The sequence below is a fragment of the Streptomyces sp. AC512_CC834 genome (assembly GCF_019049325.1).
Lineage (GTDB): Bacteria > Actinomycetota > Actinomycetes > Streptomycetales > Streptomycetaceae > Streptomyces.
On the sequence record NZ_JAGMUO010000026.1, the window covers coordinates 1 to 17,613 of the forward strand.

13 protein-coding genes and 1 CRISPR repeat array are annotated in these 17,613 nt (G+C 69.6%); of the genes, 8 read left to right on the plus strand and 5 right to left on the minus strand.

Translation table 11 applies throughout. The annotated features are described in order from the left end of the window. Positions 1-939: 939 nt before the first annotated feature. Positions 940-1,265: a CRISPR direct-repeat array (repeat unit 24 nt; unit sequence CACTCCCGCTCGCGCGGGCGCTGC). 153 nt (positions 1,266-1,418) lie between these two features. The 8 genes from KUM40_RS10285 (at position 1,419) to KUM40_RS10320 (ending at position 12,016) form a co-directional block, all read left to right on the plus strand. Beyond that, positions 1,419-4,286, plus strand: a complete 2,868-nt coding sequence (locus KUM40_RS10285) for a CRISPR-associated endonuclease Cas3'' (RefSeq protein WP_217165349.1) — start codon at positions 1,419-1,421, stop codon at positions 4,284-4,286. Between the two features lie 336 nt (positions 4,287-4,622). Continuing rightward, on the plus strand, positions 4,623-6,176 hold the full coding sequence (gene casA / locus KUM40_RS10290) for a type I-E CRISPR-associated protein Cse1/CasA (RefSeq protein WP_254394884.1): 1,554 nt from the start codon (positions 4,623-4,625) through the stop codon (positions 6,174-6,176). Then, entirely contained in the window at positions 6,176-6,808 is a 633-nt protein-coding gene (gene casB / locus KUM40_RS10295; RefSeq protein ID WP_217165353.1) for a type I-E CRISPR-associated protein Cse2/CasB, read from the plus strand. Before casA ends, casB begins: the two co-directional genes overlap by 1 nt. 207 nt (positions 6,809-7,015) lie before the next feature. Further along, complete coding sequence (gene cas7e / locus KUM40_RS10300; RefSeq protein WP_217165355.1) at positions 7,016-8,179, plus strand: type I-E CRISPR-associated protein Cas7/Cse4/CasC; 1,164 nt, start codon at positions 7,016-7,018, stop codon at positions 8,177-8,179. Beyond that, positions 8,176-8,985: a type I-E CRISPR-associated protein Cas5/CasD gene (gene cas5e, locus KUM40_RS10305; RefSeq protein WP_217165358.1), complete on the plus strand. Its 810-nt coding sequence runs from the start codon at positions 8,176-8,178 to the stop codon at positions 8,983-8,985. The genes cas7e and cas5e overlap by 4 nt, the downstream gene beginning before the upstream one ends. Continuing rightward, positions 8,982-9,626: a type I-E CRISPR-associated protein Cas6/Cse3/CasE gene (gene cas6e / locus KUM40_RS10310; RefSeq protein ID WP_217165359.1), complete on the plus strand. Its 645-nt coding sequence runs from the start codon at positions 8,982-8,984 to the stop codon at positions 9,624-9,626. Before cas5e ends, cas6e begins: the two co-directional genes overlap by 4 nt. Positions 9,627-9,650: 24 nt before the next feature. Beyond that, positions 9,651-11,210: a Mu transposase C-terminal domain-containing protein gene (locus tag KUM40_RS10315; RefSeq protein ID WP_217165361.1), complete on the plus strand. Its 1,560-nt coding sequence runs from the start codon at positions 9,651-9,653 to the stop codon at positions 11,208-11,210. Then, a complete protein-coding gene (locus KUM40_RS10320; protein ID WP_217165363.1) occupies positions 11,207-12,016 on the plus strand; it encodes an ATP-binding protein in 810 nt (269 codons plus the stop codon). The genes KUM40_RS10315 and KUM40_RS10320 overlap by 4 nt, the downstream gene beginning before the upstream one ends. 238 nt (positions 12,017-12,254) lie before the next feature. Here KUM40_RS10320 and KUM40_RS10325 read toward each other — a convergent pair whose 3' ends face one another. From KUM40_RS10325 to KUM40_RS10345, 5 genes are all read right to left on the minus strand, one after another. Beyond that, the gene (locus KUM40_RS10325; RefSeq protein ID WP_217165365.1) at positions 12,255-13,226 is read right to left on the minus strand and encodes a phosphotransferase family protein; all 972 of its coding nucleotides are present in this window, start codon (positions 13,224-13,226) and stop codon (positions 12,255-12,257) included. Positions 13,227-13,847: 621 nt separating this feature from the next. Then, complete coding sequence (locus KUM40_RS10330) at positions 13,848-14,246, minus strand: hypothetical protein (RefSeq protein WP_217165367.1); 399 nt, start codon at positions 14,244-14,246, stop codon at positions 13,848-13,850. After that, positions 14,243-15,088, minus strand: coding sequence for an IS5 family transposase (locus KUM40_RS10335; protein ID WP_217165368.1), 846 nt, complete (start codon positions 15,086-15,088; stop codon positions 14,243-14,245). The genes KUM40_RS10330 and KUM40_RS10335 overlap by 4 nt, the downstream gene beginning before the upstream one ends. Positions 15,089-15,481: 393 nt before the next feature. Further along, positions 15,482-16,138, minus strand: a complete 657-nt coding sequence (locus KUM40_RS10340) for a TetR/AcrR family transcriptional regulator (protein WP_254394885.1) — start codon at positions 16,136-16,138, stop codon at positions 15,482-15,484. A 193-nt stretch (positions 16,139-16,331) separates the two neighbouring features. After that, the gene (locus tag KUM40_RS10345; protein WP_217165370.1) at positions 16,332-17,153 is read right to left on the minus strand and encodes an HAD family phosphatase; all 822 of its coding nucleotides are present in this window, start codon (positions 17,151-17,153) and stop codon (positions 16,332-16,334) included. Between the last annotated feature and the right edge of the window lie 460 nt (positions 17,154-17,613).

The window sequence follows — 17,613 nt, forward strand, 5'->3', positions numbered from 1 at the left end:
TACCTGCGGCGTTGTCGCACGATCGAGGGGCGGTCTCCGTGAGACCACCCCTACACGACCGAAGTCCCGCTACACTCCCGCCACTCGGCGAAAGACCAGGTCAGACAGCGAAATCCTGCTGGAGTATTAGCCGGTCGGATTCTGCCCGGCCCTATCCCGATGCTGCGGCAGAGTCGGCCCTGCTACACGAGGCACTCCCGCTCCCGCGGGCTTCCGCCAGCTCCTCTCTGCGGAACGCAGTGCTGCTTCAAGGTCGCTCGCGCGTCTCTGATAGCCGGGTGATCACCTGGCAGGGCTGGGCAGCGCGGGTCGCTCCCGCCCGCGCGGGCGTTACGAGTACAGCAACGAGGATGAGACGAGACCGTTGGAGACCACGCAGGTTGCGCGGGTTCTCTCTGGTCAGAAGGGCGCGGGCCCACTCGATGGACGAGTCACTCCCGCTGGCGCGGGCTCTGCAGGCGACGGCTGATCCGGAAAGGGTCGTACAGGGACACTCCCGCTCAACGGGCTCGGCAACGCTGCGGTCACCGTCCTGGGCAGGAAGTCTGGATCACCCCCGCTTCCGCAGGCTTTACCTCATCGTACAAATGCGCGAGTTCTTCTGGCCGTTGGCCACCCGGATCGACACCAGCGTTGGGTCACTCCCGCTCCCGCAGGCGGTGCGAGACGGCGGACAACATGCTCACCTCCCGGGCCGAGTCACTCCTGCTCGCGCAGGCGCTACTGCGGGCTCCGTCCGATCCGGTTCGCCACCCGAGTCACTCCCGCTCGCGCGGGCGCTACCGGTGGCGAATCGTGGGCCGGGACGCGGTCGTCGAGTCATTCACGTTTCCGCGGGCTGCACTGGCCTGGTTCATGAGTCGCTGGCTGAGCAACTCTGATACGCACGGACTGTACTACTTACGTCTAAAGTCTGCAGCCACGTAAGGCCAATTCACCTCCGCGCACGCAGGCTCCACCCCATTGTGGAAACGCACTGGAGTACGTCGCCGAGTACCCCCGCTCGCGCGGGCGCTACGCAACCGGCAGACGTTCCCGGACAGCCCGAACGGGTCACTCACTCCCGCTCGCGCGGGCGCTGCGGCGCCGGCTACGTAGAGCTGCTGCCGGTGCGCGGGTCACCCCCGCTCGCGCGGGTGCTGCGACTGCGAAGGCGGCCGCCGTGTCTACCTCGCCGGGCCACTCCCGCTCGCGCGGGCGCTGCTGGTCGGCGCTGTGGGCCATCGCGAGAAGCGGCGGGTCACTCCCGCTCGCGCGGGCGCTGCCCTCTCCGGCCCGCCCGTTCTGGCATGGTGTGCCTGTCATTTGCTTCTGACTGGCTGGGAGATGATGGCACACGGGACTGGATGCACGGCAGGAATCTCTGCTTTCTGGCGTTCGTGGTCTCAGTGAGCAGCACAGGGTGGCAGCGTTGGGGGATGGGAGTCGTTGAGGATGCCCGGTACGACGGTGTTGACCGTCGTCCGTGGGGGAAGTTCGACCGCACGACGCTGAGGGTGTACTCGCTGTTGTTCCACTTGATCGATGTGGGGGCGGTGGCCGGGGTGCTGTGGGACTGGTTTGTGACCCCGAGCCAGCGCCGGGTCATCAGCGAAGGGCTCAACGTGCCGCAGGAGCAGGCGCGTTCGGTGGTGTGTTTCCTGGCTGCCATGCACGACATCGGGAAGCTGATTCCGTATTTCCAGGCTCTCGAGCCTGCGGCGTATGTGCGGCTGGGGGAGGACCTGGTGGCGGACACCGGCCCGGTGGTGCATGTGCCGCACGCGCGTGCGTCGATGCATGCAGGGCTGCAACTGCTGGGCGAACTGGGATTCGCCGTGGGCGGTAACGATAGTCCCGCCGTGCGTGCAGCGCAGTGTCTGGGCGGGCATCACGGCCGGTTCCTGCAACTCGACGTGGACGGGGCGGCGTCCGCCCAGAGGGTGGAGGCCACGTTGGGCGGGCCCGCGTGGCAGGATCTGCGCCGCCGCTACGCCCGGCTGCTGTGGCACCTGTTCGGCGTCGATACGGCTCCGGAGCGGCTGTCGGTGGAGGCGGCCGTGCTGATCACGGGGCTGACGATGGTCGCGGACCGGGTCGCGAGTCAGCGTCGCTACTGGGTGCCCAACGCGGACACGCCGTCCTTCGGCGCCGCCGAGCACCACAGCCGCGCCCGCCAGCAGGCCGAGGAGGAAGTCGAGCGGCTTGGCCTCGCCCGCTTCGCATTGGGCCGGATCCCGTTCACCACCGCGCACCCGGGACTGGAGGAACCGAACGCTCTGCAGCGTTCGGCGATGGAGGAGTTGCCGCACCTGGTCGCCGAGCGGGGGAGCGGCATCGCGGTGGTCACAGACGCGATGGGGACGGGCAAGAGCGTGGCCGCGCTGGAGATGGCGCGGATCTTCAACGAGCACTGCGGCACCCAGGGGGTGATGTGGCTGCTGCCGGCGACGGCCGCCGCCGATCAGGCCTACGAGGTCCTGGACCGGTATGTGCGCGCCCACCAGCCCGGGTACGCGCCGGTGACGCTGGTGCACCACCACAGCGACCTCAACGAGGCATACACCGGCCGGATCCTGTCGCCGGCCGACACATCCGTTGTGGACGGGCCGCCCGACGACCCGTTCACCGACGACCACGACGACTCCTTTGCCGACGACGAAACCGAGTACGGTCCGGGCACCGCGGGGTCCGACCGCTGGCTGCGTGGCAGGAACAACGCGCTGTTGGCCCAGTACACCGTCTCCACCACCGACCAGGCGCAGATGGCCGTCCTGCCCGTCCGTCACAGTGCGCTGCGCATGCTGGCCCTGTCGGGCAAGACCGTCGTGGTCGACGAAGCCCACGCACTGGACCCGTTCAGCCAGCTCCAGCTGCTGCGCCTGCTGCAGTGGCTGGGAGCCCTGAGCTGCCCGGTCGTCCTGCTGTCGGCGACGATGCCCGCATCGACCGCCACCGAGCTGGTGCGGGCCTACCTGTGGGGCGCCGGCCGTACTGGTCTGCACGGTGCCTCGTTCGCCCCCGGCTACCCCGGGTGGCTGTTCGCGGATGCGGCGACCGCCGCCGTCCACCGCATGCCCGAGCAGGCCCAGGGCGAGCAACGGGCCGCCCAGCGCAGGAGCGCACGCATCCACGTCCACCCGGTCACCTACCGGCCCCTGGGGCCGGCAGGGCGTACGGTCGAAGCGGGGGAGCGCCTGGCGGTGATCGCCGACGTGCTCCAGCGGGTCATCCGCCACGGCGGGTGCGCGGCCGTGGTGTGCGCGACCGTCGCCGAGACGCAGGACACCTACCAGTACCTGCGCCGCATCTGGAGCGGCCCGCCTGACGACCTGGTCCTCGTCCATGCCCGGGTGCGGGGGCGGCGACGGCAGAGCACACTGGGAGACCTCCGCCACCGGCTGGGTCCGACGGGCCCGCGCCCGGCTCGGCGCGTTTTCGTCACCACCAGTCTCCTCGACGTGAGCCTGGACATCGACGTCGACCTGATGGTCAGCGACCTCGCCTCTGTGGCACGTCTGCTGCAGCGACTGGGCCGTCTGGGCCGCTTCACACGCCTGTGGACCGGACAGGGGCGTCGGCCCGTCTGGTGGGACGGGGAGAACAGTCCGACGCTGACGGTGCTGCACCCGGTCAACTCCCGTGGTGCGACCGCTCTGCCGCCCGGCTGGGACACGGTCGAGCCCGCTGTCGCTCTGCATGAAACCGCCCGGCTCCTGCCGGCCCTGGAGAAACAACCGCTCGTCGTCCCCGACGACGTCCAGGCTCTCGTTGAACAGGTCCACGGCGTCACCTCCGGTTTCGCCGCCGAGACGACGCGCCTGCAGCAGATGGCCGCCGCCCACCAGGCCCGCACCAGCCGACAGGAGCAGCTCAGCGCAGTCCACCTGGTACCCCCGCCCAGACGGGTCTCTTCCCTGGCCGACCTGCACCGCCAGCACCTCACCACCGCCCAGGCCGCCACCCGGCCCGGTGTCCTGCCCCGCCGGCTGCTGCCCTGTTACCGAAGTGCCGACGGCACGCTGACGCTCGACGCAGCAGGCCTGCTGCCGCTCCCGGACCAGGACCACCTCGGCCCGCGCCACCTGCGCAGCATCCTCGAACACTCACTGCCCGTCCCGGCCGCCTGGGTCGCCCGCGCTTCCGCACCGCACCAGCCGCCCGCCAGCTGGAAGCAGCACCCCCTGCTCGCCGACATCGTGCTGCTGCCCACCGACTCCGTAACCCTTGAGAGTGAACATCATTTCGGCCAGCACTGGCTCCGCATGGACGAAGAACTCGGCCTCCAACACCGCAAACAGCAGTAATCACGATGCGTGAAGCCCAGCGCCAAAAGCATTACGCCATTACTTGATCGTCGGACTTTCTCACTGGTCGTGACAGACGGCAGCGGCATGGTTCGCTGTACCCGCGACCCCGTCGAACCCTCGACCGCACCTCGCACATCCTTCCCTTCGCCCCACAAGGGCGCGGTGACGACCCCTTGCCCAGCCGTGCCTACGCGCGGCACGTGCAGCTGCCGCATGCCCGAGCCGGACCCAACCACCGGCCCAAGGAAAACACCACCCTGGTCCCGGCACACCCCATCGCCCCAGGCCTTCACCGCACCTTCCGCTTCGGCCCCCCTTTCGAAAGACACGCTCTTGTCTGCGTTACCCCCGCCCACCACCACCCCGTTCAGCGCGGCCGACAACCCCTGGATCGACGTCCGCACCGGCGGCCAGTACGACCAAGTGGGCCTGCGATCCCTGTTCCTGGACGCCCACCGCATCGACGACCTCGCCCTGCCCCAACCCCCGGCCGCGTCAGCCCTCCTGCGGATCGCGGCCGTCATCACGGCCCGCATCACCGGCCTCGACGACCCCGAACTCACCGCCTCCCAGTGGAACGCGCTGCGCCGCAGCCGCCTGGCCGAGGGCCGCTTCGACCCGGACGCCGTCCACACCTACTTCGACCAGCATGGCTGGGACGTCTTCGACCCCGTGCGGCCCTGGCTGCAGACCCCCTCACTGCGCACCGAGTGCGACCACAGCACCGGCATCAACGCCTTCGTGCCCGGGCGGCCCGCCGGCCGCAACTTTGCCTGGTTCAGCCCGCACGGCCACCACACCGCCGAGCCCGTTCCCACCGCCGAAGCCCTGCAGATCCTGCTCATCCACCACTACTACGGGCGTTCCGGCACCGGCACGCCCCGCACCCAGGACGGCACCACCAGCGGCAAGCAGACCAGCGGGCCCCTGCGCGCCAGCGTGTCCTTCCACCCGCTGGGCCGCACCCTGCACGAGACGCTCCTGGCCGGTGTGCCCGCCTTCACCGGCGACGACCAGCCGCCAGCCGCGGACACCTGCCCCTGGGAAGAAGCCGCACCGCCCGGCCCACAGACCACGCTCCACGGTCCGGTGACCTGGCCCGGCCGGCAACTGACGGGACTGAGCCGGCACGCCATCCTCCTCGTGCCCGGCGACGACGGCACCACCGTCACCGACGCATACCTCACCTGGGCCACCCAGGAAGACAAGCCGATCACCACCGACCCCTACCTCGCCTACCGCATCACCCCCGAAACCAAGAAGGTCGACCAGCGCCGCACCATCCACCGCGCCGACGCGTCCCGCGCGTGGTGGCGTGACCTGGAAACCCTGCTCCTGGCCCCGGACGAACACGGCACACAACGCCGGCCAGCCATCTTCGACACCCTCAACGACCTCCCCGAACCCCTGCGACGCAGCCTGCGGATCCGCGTCCACGGATTCGACCAGGACGGCCAGGCCGTAGACCACCAGTGGTACACCGCCGTCACGCCGCCTCTGCTGAACTGGACGCAGGAACACGACCCGGCCAAGGCCCAGCGCATCGCCGAGTGCTGCCGAGAAGCCGAACAGGCCGCACGGCGACTGCAGACCGTCGCCAAAGATGCGTGGGCCACCGCCATGCGCAGCAGCCGCCGCCGCACCACCCCGCCCCCCTGGGTGAACAAGTCACTAACCCGCTATTGGCCGAAGGCCGAGACGGTGTTCTGGCGGCTGCTGGAGGAACCCGACACTCCAGCCCCCACGGCTTTCGCTGCCGCGGCCGCCGCCGCCCTGCGCGAGACCACCGAAGCCGCCCGAACTCGCCAGACCTCCGCGGCCCGCGCCGTCGCCCACGCCGTCCAAGAGCTCTACCGCCGGTCCGCCACACCCCGGAAAGCCGCCTGATGTCCACCGCAGCCGAACACCGCGCCGCTTGCGACGCGTTCGTCGCCCACATCCACCTCCTGTGCGCCGAGCCCGGCGTCCGTGTCCGCCTCAGCCGGGGGAGAGGCCGGCCCGTCGAGGAATGCGCCCCCATGGACCGCTACCTGGCCCGGCGCACCGCGCACCGCCAAGGACGCCGCGCCTACTACACCGTCGCGAGCCTCATCGCGATGGCCGGACCCCAGACACACACCCCAGGCGTCCGCCCCGACCACGACCCCGACTCCGCCCCGCAGGACAACCCCGCCAGCCTCTTCGTCACCCCCGTCGAACCCACCCCAACGGCGGCGCCGGACCCGACGGCCTGGTACGCCCGGCCGAACCTCGGCGCCACCCTCGCCACCGCCGTACGTCGAGCGGGCCACCAAGCTGAGCGCACCGAGAGCCTTCTCCACGTCCTGACCCGCCTCAGCGACGACCAACTCCACCGCCGGCTGCCTGCCCCCGTCACGCGGCTGCTGCAGGACGGCATCACCCCCGACTGGGCAGTCCTCCTGAACGACCTGGTGCAGCGCCCCTACCGCCGTGACAAGGTCGGACTGCGCTGGCGCGACGCCTTCTACCTCGCCACTCCCGAACCCCGGCGCACCTGAAGCACGCAGAGGCAGCAGCCGGCTCCGGCCAGCCCCTACAGGACCTGCCGACGTCCCCGGCGCCCGCCAAATCCCACACCACGCCACGGCGCACGACTGGCCGGCCACCAATACGGCGCGGCCCTCTCGTCCCTGTTGTTCCGGCAGCCCCGTCCCGTGGGCTGCACCAGCGGCATGCCCGCCGCCCCACCGCGAAAGAGCCCCTTCATGCACACCCCCGCACGCTTCCTCGACCTGCACATCCTGCAGCCCGTTACTGCGGCGAACCTGAACCGCGACTCCGACGGCGACCCCAAGACCATCCTCTTCGGGAACACGACCCGGGCCTTCGTCTCCCCCCAGGCGTGGAAGCGGCCCATCCGCCTCAACGTCGAGCAGGACCTGGGCGAGCACGCCGCCCGCACCCGCATGGTGCCACCCCTCGTCGCTCGGAAACTGCAGGAAGCTCAGTGGCCCGAGGACCTCGCCGCGTTCGCCGCGGCCCAGATCGTCCACTCGGCCAAGGACAAGGGCCTGCAGCACAACGACCAGGAGGGCTACCGCACCCAGGCCATGCTCTACCTCCCCAAAGACGTCATCGACGACCTCGTCGCCCTGTGCGAAAAGCACCGCACCGACCTCGAAGAAGCACTCGCCGCCCACAGGCCCAAGAAGCAGATCGCACCGGTCCTGCCCGCCAAAGACCTCGCCGCGCACCTAACCCGCCGCACCGCGAGCATCAACCTGTTCGGACGGATGCTCGCCGAAATCCCCGCCGGCCACGTCGAAGCAGCCGTGCAGATGGCCCCCGCCTTCTCCGTGCACCAAAGCGACCCGCAGCCCGACTTCTTCACCGCCGTGGAAGACCTCCCCCAGGACGGGGACTCCGGCAGCGCCCACCTCCAGACCGCGTTCCTGACCACCAGCCTCTTCTACCGTTTCGCCACCGTCAACATCACCGACCTCCACCGCAATCTCGGCCCCGGCGCCACCGCTGGCACGGTCAAGGATCTCGTCGAACTCTTCGTCCAGCACTTCATCCTCAGCATGCCCAGCGGCAAGAAGACCGCCACCGCACCGCACACCGTGCCCGACCTCGTCCACTACGCCGTCCGCGACCGCCGCTCCGTCTCCTACGGCGCCGCCTTCGAACAGCCTGTCACCGCCCCCGCCCACGGCGGCTACACCGCCCCCGCCCGCCAAGCGCTCGCCGACTACGCCACCACCATGAGCCGCCTGCTCGGCACCCGCCACCTCGTCGCCCACGGACACACCGGCACCCAGGCCAAGCCCGTCAAGGACCTTGGCTCCCGCCACACATCCTTCGACGACCTCGCCGCCGCCTGCGCCGCCGCCGCGACCGCCGACCTCACCGGCGCGGGCCGGCCGTGACCGGCCTCGTCCTGCGCCTGGCAGGCCTGCTGCAGTCCTCCGGCGAACGCGGCGTCTTCCACTACCGCGACACCTGCGCCTTCCCCACCCGCTCCTCACTCATCGGCATGTTCGCCGCCGCCCAGGGCCGCCCCCGCGAACACGCCCTCGACCCCTACTTCCACCTGAAGACACCCGGTGACACCACCGCCCCGAGCCACCGCGACCTGACCCTCACCCTCCGCATCGACCAGCCCGGCACCCGCTACCGCGACTACCACACCGTCGGCGGCGGCCGCCCCCGCGAGCAGGGCCTTCACACCGGCGAAGGCACCCGGCGAAAGGTCGCCGCCGCCACCCTCGTCTCCCACCGCGACTACCTCACCGACGCCGTCTTCACCGTCGCCGTCACCGGACCCGCCCTCCTCATCGGCCACATCGCCGAAACCCTGGAACGGCCCCGCTTCGGACTGTTCCTCGGCCGCCGCGCCTGCCTTCCCGACGAACCCCTCGTCCTCACCGCCAACAGCCCCGACCCCGTCCAGGAACTCCTCACCCGCGTCCCCCTCACCCGCAGCCGGCCGCCCGGCCCCGCCGACACCCACCTGCCCACCACCTTCGTCTGGGAACACCCACCCCCCGGCACCGACCCCGCCACACCGCCCGACCGGGAAAGCACCAGCGAACCCGTCAACCTCACCCGCCATGCCCGGCGCCACCTGCCACGCCCCCTGTGGATGACCACCGAATCCCTGCCCGCCCACCTGTACGCAGGCCCCCGCCCCCTCCACGCCCTCACCACGTACATGCACGGAGCACCTGCATGACCAGCCTCTCCCGCCTCATCCTCGACCCCCGCCATCCCGCGGTCAGAGCAGACCTCGCCGACGTCGACAGCCTTCACAAAACCCTGATGCGCCTGATCCCCGACCACATCGGCCCCACCCCCCGAGCCAGGGCCGGCCTCCTGTTCCGCACCGAACCCGGACCCGACCCCGTCCTCCTCGTCCAGACCGCCAACCCGCCCGACCTCACCGCCCTGCCCACCCACTACGGCACCGGCCGCACCCTCGACCTCACCCCTCTGCTGAACTCCCTCACGCCCGGCCGCACGGTCCGCTACCGCATCACCGCCGCACCCACCGTCGCCCGCTCCGCAGGCAACCCCACCCCCCACCCCATCACCGGAAAGCGCCGCGGCAAGATCACCCACCTCACCGGCGACGACGCCCTCGCCTGGTGGCAGCGCCGCGCCACCGCCGCAGGACTCGAACCCGTCACCATCACCTCCCTCCCACGCCCCTTCCCCCGCACCCGCGTGACGCGCTCGGCCCCCTACTTCACCCTCACCCAGTTCGACGGCCTCGCCCGCATCACCGACACCACCCCCCTCACCGACGCACTGAAACACGGCATCGGCCGGGCCAAAAGCTACGGAGCCGGCCTCCTCTCCCTCGCTCCCGCCTGACCCCCCGACCAGAAAGCACACTCCGTGCCCCACCCGCCCGACCACGATGCCCTGCGCGCGGCCGCCATCCACCGCCTCTACACCCTCGAGCAGTCGGAGCGACTCACCCGCGCCCGGATCGCAGGCGTCGCCGACGCTTTCGGCGTCGATCCCCGCACCGTCGACCGCTGGCTCGCCAACGCCCGAACCAACAACGGCACCTACCAACCCCCCAGCCGCACCAGCTTCACCCTCACCGAGCACATGCTCGACGCCGTGGCCCGCTGGCGCGGCAACGCCACCGCCGCCTGGAAGGAACTACGCGCCGAAGACCACCCCGTCCCGTCCCTAGCCACCTTCCACCGCGCCACCAACAGAGCCCTCACCCCCGGCATGCGAGCCGGCCTCCGCGCCGGCGAGAACGCCCGTCGACGCTTCGACGTGGCCGGTCAACGCGAACGCCACCACCGCAACCACGCCTGGGAAACCGACCACGTCGAAGCCAGCGTCAAAGTCCGCGTCGAAGGCCACATCCGCAAACCCTGGATCACCTTCTTCGTCGACTGCGCCACCTCAGCCATCTGCGGCCTCGCCATCAGCCCACAACGCCCCAGCCGCGAAGGCGTCCTCGTCGCCATCCGCGACGCCATCCTCATCGACGAACACCACGGCCCGTTCGGCGGCATCCCCACCTACCTACGCGTCGACGGCGGCAAAGAATTCCTGTGCGCCACGGTCACCGAAGCCCTCGGCGTCCTGGGAACCGAAATCATCGCCCTGCCCCCCTTCACCCCCGAAGGCAAAGGCAACGTCGAAGCCGTCAACGGAGCCATCAAGAAGACCCTGTTCGCCGGCATGCCCGGCTACACCCACGCCCCCACCCTCCGCGGCGGCAAACCCGTCGACCCCGACCAGCCCCTGCTCCACTTCGAAGCGTTCGTCGACCACGTCCTCACCTGGGTCCACCACTGGAACCACGAGAACACCCCCAAAAGCCTGGACGGCCAAACCCCCCGCCAAGCCTGGGACGCCGACCCCACACTCATCGACACCATCAGGGCCGAAGACCTCCACACCTACACCCTCGAACGCCACGGCAAACCCCTGACCATCAACAACAGCGGCGTCCGCTGGCGCAACCGCAACTACATCGCCGACTGGATGCACGGCCGCGTCGGCGAAAAAGTCCACCTGCGCTACCTCCCGCACCACGACCACCGCGTCGAGCTCTACGACCCCCACACCGGCCGCCACCTCGGCCCCGCCGTCATGACCGCACAAGCCACCCGGGAACAGACCCTCAGCCTCAAACAAGCCCGGCGCCGCGAAGCCGACCGCCTGCGCGCCCAACTGAAGAAGGCCGAGAAGAACCGCAACGAACGCTACGCAGCCGCAACCCGTCCCGCACCACCCGTACCCCTGGACGCGATGCCCGAAGAAGAGGCCCTCGAGCACCTGCGCACCCTGGACGGCTTCACCCCGGCCGCAGAAGCACTGCCCGACCTCATCAAGCTGCCCGAACCCGACGCCGCACTGACCAGGCCCCTCGACCCCCGCACCACACCGCCACCCACCCAGCCCGCACCACCCGAGGACCAGCCGTGAGCGCCCCCGCCACCTCGCCCCGCCCCAGCCAGCTCCCCCCACCCAGCCAGGACCACTACCTGGGCCTCACCGGAGCCAACGCCATGGCCACCAAAGCCGTAGCCGAAACCGAAACCCGCATCCTCAAAGCCATCAAGCACAACGCCCTGGTCTGCATCCACGGACACGTCGGCCTCGGCAAAACCTTCGCCGTCCACACCGTCCTACGCCGCCACGCCCCCGAAACCACCGTACGGCTGCGCTACAACAACGGCGCCAACATGAACGAAATCCGCACCCAGCTCTGGCGCCGCCTCGACCTGCCCGGACCACCCCCGCAGTCCGTCGGACCCTGCGACCAGCAGATCCACGACGCACTCGAAGCAGAGCCACGCGTCTTGCTCATCGACGAAGTACAAGGCCTCGGAACCAAGGCACTGGAGTACTTCCGCACCCTGTGGGGCGACGACGCACGCCGCGCCCCCATCATCCTCGTCGGCAGCGGCAACGCCCGGCAGAAGATCCTCAACAACCCCGCCCTGCACTCCCGCATCCTCGACTGGTATCAGTTCAGCCCCCTCACCCCCACCGAAGTCCGGTCCGTCATGCCCGCCTACCAGCGCATCTGGGCCGACGCGCAGCCCGAACTGATCCTGTACACCGACGACATGGCAGGCCACGGATCCTTCAGGAACTGGGCGCGCATCACCCTCCTCCTCCGCGACGCCCTCGAAGAGAACCCTGGCCTCACCCTGAACAAGGACCTCATCCGCTGGGTACTCAGCCGCATCGACCCCACCACCCGCCACACTCCGCAGCGCGGGTGACCGCACCGGCTCTCGGCCGCCACTGGCCCTCGTAACGCCCGAGCGGCAGTCCGCACCCGAGCGCGGTTCATCTATGCCGATCCGAGAACCGGCACACAGCTACGGGAAGCACATGTGTGCCGCACCAAAGGGCCTCGGCTGTGATGAGGCTCTTCGAAATTCCCCAGGGTCTGCTCGACTCCTCACTTGCTTGAGCAGTAAACGATGAGGTCGGGGCGCCGCCCCGGCCCGCCCTGGCTCAGCCCAGCGCGTCCATCAGGGAGGTGACATAGGCATCCAGCCGCTCCTCCACAGCTCGTGTCGTCAGCTCGGTCCGTCCTGCCTCCCGCCACGGCTGTGCCACCCACTGCACTTCCTCCGAGAGCGCCAGTGGCGCCCGCACCTGCCAGTACAGCCGCTCGTCCGAGGCCGCGGCCAGTATCCCGCCGGCCTCCTGGTATGCCTCGGTGAAGCGCAGGCCCCACTCTGGGCCGTGCAGCAGCGCGAGATTGGTGGAGCAGTGCGCCACGTCGAGGTCCGCCGGGCCCCAGGAGGCCGCCGCCCAGTCGACGACGCCGGTGATCCGGGCACCGACGGCACCGGCCGGGTCCCCGGGCGGCAGGTCGAACAGCACGTTGCCGGGCTGGAAGTCCCGGTGCAGGAACCGCCCTTTGTAGCGCGGCGCGGGCTTGCGGATCAGGTCGATGGCGGCGGCCCAGGCCGCGGCCTCGGCGCCCTCGGGGGTCACGACCGTGTCGGCGGTCGTCAGCGGCACGTACTCCCGTGGCCGGACGGCTGGCCGCACCGCGTGGACCGTCACGAGTTGATGGGCCAGCAGGGGCAGGCGCGTCTCCAGCCCCTCGTCGTCGTGGACCGTCCGGCCCGGCAGGTGGGTCATGAGGAGCGAGGGGTACTCACAGTGCGCGGCGGTTGGATCGACGGCGACGAGTCCGGGAGCCGAGAAGCCGGTGCAGGTGAGCGCGGTCAGGGCGTCGGCCTCCCTGTGCAGGAGGTCCTCGGCCGGCCCCTGCCGGGTCGGGGCGACGAAGGAGCGCAGCACCAGGTGCCGGGTGCCTCCGTCCCGCCTGCCGATGGTCAGCCTCCTCATTTCGGCGGTGGCGCCGCCGTGCAGCACCTCGGCTCCGACAATCCGCTCGCAGGCCTCCAGGTGCCGGCGCACCCAGGCCAGTGCCAACGGTCTGATGGGCGCCGCCTCATCATGATTGGTCACCGTGCCACCTCATCATCCGGACGACGGCACGCGCGAACGCTTTGCGGGCCTGTCCGCGAGTCAGCGTGCAGGTGGTGGGTGGGGAAGTTGGGCGAGCAGGTCTGTCCACACCCGTAGCGAGGGGTGGGGAATATCAAAGAGTCCCCTCAGCTGTGGCCAGACGAGGCCAGGTGCGCTGGGCACATGCGGTTGAGCTCGTCGTAGTTTCGGGGTGCGCAGTAGGGCCCGGGCCCTCAGTTCGGCCGGTACGCGCCGCGCCCTGCCGGCATTCTGGTGCGAGGCTGTTGGTGTTGTCTGGGAGGGGGCGCGGGCGGTGGGACGGTGCGGGGCAGCGTTTCCTCCTGTGGTGCTCAGGCAGCCGTCGGCTGGGGCAGCGGTGTTCTGTTGGAGTGGATGAGACTGGTTCGCTCCCGGAGGCGGTATGGCGTGCCTAGGCGCGCTGGGCATGAGTACGAGTATTTGCGGCTTCAACAGGGTCGGGGGGGGGAGCTGTCGGCGTATGACCGGCCGCTGCCGCGCAGGCGGGTGGCGATCGGGATGTTGTTCTTAGTGGGCGGTTCGTAAGGTGATGTCCGTTTCTGGCTGAGGTTGGAGCAAGGTCGCTGGTGGCGGGTCGGTCGGCTATTGCTTCCTGGCGAAGTTGCCGGTGTCGGCCTCGGTGAGGATGCCGAGTTTGACCAGGCGCTTCAGCTTGGCACGGGTGCCTTCCACGTTCTTCGGCAGCAGTTCGTGGCCGAGGGCTTCGCAGACGTCCTTGGCTCGTAGCGGTCCGGTCGCATGGTTGAAGGTGGCGAGGATGCGGGGGTAGTCCGGGTGCTCGGGCAGGTCCGGCGCGACGGCAGGGAGCCGGTCGGCGAGGCCGGTGACGGTCTTGCGGGTGATCGCGAGGTGCTCCAGGTGCGTCTCGGCCTCCCGTAACCGGGTCTGCAGGTCGTCGATCTGTGCGCGGAGGTCGCCTGCCAGGGCCCGGGCGGCGTCTTCCTGGAGGCCCAGGGCGTCGAGCAGGGGCTGGATATTCACGCTGCCGCCTGCGGCTCGCGCCAGGTGGGGGCGTTCGTGCCGGTGAGGCGCCGGGTCATGACGTGGGTCATCGCCCAGTAGACGCGGGAAGCCGAGGAGGAGGGGCGGTACTCGTAGTCGCGGACCAGGCGCCGGTGCAGTATCAGGATCCCGTAGGTCTGCTCGACCCTCCACCGCTTCGGCTGCGGCACGAACCCCTTGACCTGCGGGTTTCGTTCGACGATCTCGACGTCGATGCCCAGGCCGGCGCCGTGCGCGACGACCTGGTTCTTGAAGCCCTGGTCGACCAGGGCTTTGCGGACGGTGCCGCCGGCGTGCTCGGCGACCTGGTCCAGCAGGACGATGCCCGCGGCGTTGTCGTGGGTGTTCGCGGCGAGGACGGTGACCGCGATGACCAGGCCGAGGACGTCCACGGCCAGTCCGCGCTTGCGGCCGGGCACCCGCTTGGCCGGATCGTGGCCGGTCGTGGAGGCGGGGACCCCGGCGGCCACGTGGACACTCTGGGTGTCCAGGACCACCAGGGTCGGGTCCTCTAATCGGCGGGCCCGCTCACGGACCTGGCAGCGCAGGAGTTCATGGATGACCTGGTCGGTCCCGTCGTCCCGCCAGGCGGCGAAGTAGTAGTAGGTCGCGCTCTTCTGCGGCAGGTCGTGCGGAAGATAAGCCCACTGACAGCCGGTCCGCCCCTGGTAGAGGATCGAGTTGACGATCTCCCGCATGTCGTAGGCGCCCTGGTGGCCGCTGACCGAGCGGTGTCGGTTCTTCCACGCGGTGATCACCGGCTCGATCAACGACCACTGCTCGTCCGATAAGTCACTCGGGTACGGCTTGCGTTCACTCACCCGGTCACATCACCAGATGACCAACCGCGGACCGGCGGATTCCGCCCCGCAGCCACACCATCAGGCGACAGCAGAACCACTCAAAGACTCACGAACCGCCCACTTAGACGGCCAGGACCGGTGATGCTGGTCGCCTCGGTTGTAAGGAACCGTGGAGCGGGGCGAGTCGCCCCGGGGCGGTGCCGTGCGCGAGATCAAGGAGGAAATCGGGCGGGCATCCGCCACGCCCTCGCCCGCGGCGGCTTCAACTCGGCGGTCATCTGGAGCGCCGTCTGACCGGATCGGCCGCCGGAACGACATCCCCGGGTTTCTGCGGCCTCAGTCAAACAGACAGAACGCCAGGCCGAGGTCGGGCAGGGGCTGGAGGATCGCAGGAACATTCCTGGAGTGGTCTCATGGGCGCCCGGACATCTCCTGCTCGGCTCCACAGAGTCCTAGTGAGCCGAGTACGAGCTGCCAGACCTCGTCCCCTGCGTCCTGCTGCCGGCCGTCAGAGCCCTGTTCCGACACGAAGGTCAAGCCGTATACGACCGTCAGGAGCAGATGGGCAACGATGTGCGGTGATTGGACAGCCAACGGCGACGATTGGGGGGCTTCTTGGCGCGCCCGGTCCGCCGCCGCTGTGATCCTGTGGCGGATGCGGGCGAGCACTTCGGGAGCGCCTCCCGTGGTCCGGGTACAGTCGGCGGCCAGCCGGACCGTGGCGCGGAAGCGGGTGTCGCTTTTCATCTGGCGGCGGACGGCCAGCACAAGTTCTTTCAGGGACACCTCGTCCGCGGCACCCGATCGGTCCAGCGAGGCCCAGGTCCGAGCCGACTCACTGACAAGTGCGTCGGCGAGTGCCCTTTTCGAGGCGAAGTGGCCGTACAGGGCGCCTTTGGTCATACCTGTGCGGGTGGCGACGATCGCGAGGTTGGTTGCGGCGTAGCCATGCAGGGCGAACTCTTCGGCAGCGGCGTTCAATATCTGGTCTCGGGTCCGGATGGCTCTCGCTTGTTTGATCAATGTCGAGTTCCCCTCGGTGATGCACGCGGCACCTCTGAGTAACATGCCTCAGAGAATGTTACCTGGTGGGGTCTTGGGCGAACCACCCCCTGGCCGCAGTGCCGGCACCGTCCCGTGCGGAGGCGGGCAGGGGCCGCGGGCCCTGCTGCACTGTGGGTGCACTTTCGAAATCCCCGGGAGGTGAGGAACTCCTTGTCCGCCCCGGCTGCGCACGCTCAAGAGTTGGGAGAGCCCTGCCTTACGCTCCGGCGCCGAAAGGCCCATGCCTGCTGAGCAGGTGACCCGTTTCGGCCTCTGCGGTGGGGCCGAATTCCCCACCACTGTTGCCGGCTGTGCCGGGGAGTACCGACCAGCCCTGCTGCCGGGCGTGCCGGAGCAGTACGGGATCCTCGCCTACGACGACTGCGGTGCCCACCGCCCGCAGCATGGCGAGATCGCTTGCGTGGTCTCCGTAGGCGAAGCAGTCCTCGGCTGCCAGGCCATAGCTCTCTCTCAACTCGGTGACCGCCCGGGCCTTGTCCGCGCCGATCATCGTGCGCGTCAGGCGGCCGGTGAGGATGCCTTTGTCGTCGACCTCCAGTTCCGTGCACAGTGCCAGCTCGGCACGCAGGGCTTCGGCTGCAGGATCGACGAACGGGTGAGCAGATCCGGAGACAAGCACCACTGTGTGCCCGGCTCGACGGTGTTCCGCCAATGCCGCGACGCCCGCCGCGACGTAGGGTTCGGGGCGGGATGTGAACTCCGTGTACCAGGCCTGCCCGGCCGCCCGGAGGCTGGAGAGCGCGACGCCCGCGTAGAGCTGGTAGTACGCGCGGTTCATCTCGGCCCTGTCGGCTCCCCGTCTGCTGAGGTCCGCCAGTTTCTCGATGCCGGCCTGCCCGCGTGCCCGTCGCGGCCCCACAGCGCCCTCTTCACCGGGTACCCAGAGGCTCTCCGGGGCGTTGCAGAGAAAGTCGATCATGCTCTTGCCCGAGAGGAGAGTCTCGTCCAGGTCGAAGAAGGCCAGCCGACTCGGGCGAACTGGACGGGGCGAGGACTGCAGCAACTTCCTGTGGTGCATCGGACCTCTCGGATGCAGGCGGGCCGCCCCGGGTGAGGGGGAGGCGGACTCCCCAAGGCACCGTCGCCATAGGGTGTGCCTCGCCCTCGGTCATGCGGGCGAGCCGGCCACGAATATACCTACGGGAAGGTCTCTTCGGGTGTTCGCAGGCTTGGGCACTCGTGCGGGGCGCGCTGAACATGCGCCCTGCGGTGAGGGGGAGTGGCGGCGCACACGGCTGCGGTGGGCAGCCTGTGCGTTGGCGAGGCGGCCCGCCCTCGCGGCATGCGACTCAGAACCTGCGACTGAGCGGGGCTCTGTAGCGGCTCCACTGCTCGGGCGGATTTGTCGCACACTTTGCCCCAGATCACTGCGACCCGTCACGAAGCGCCATTACGGCCGGGTCCAATCTGACTCTCCTCAAAACTGGTGGTGCCGCTGCTAGGAGAAGCTGACTCTTTTGCCGAGAGCGTCACAAGCA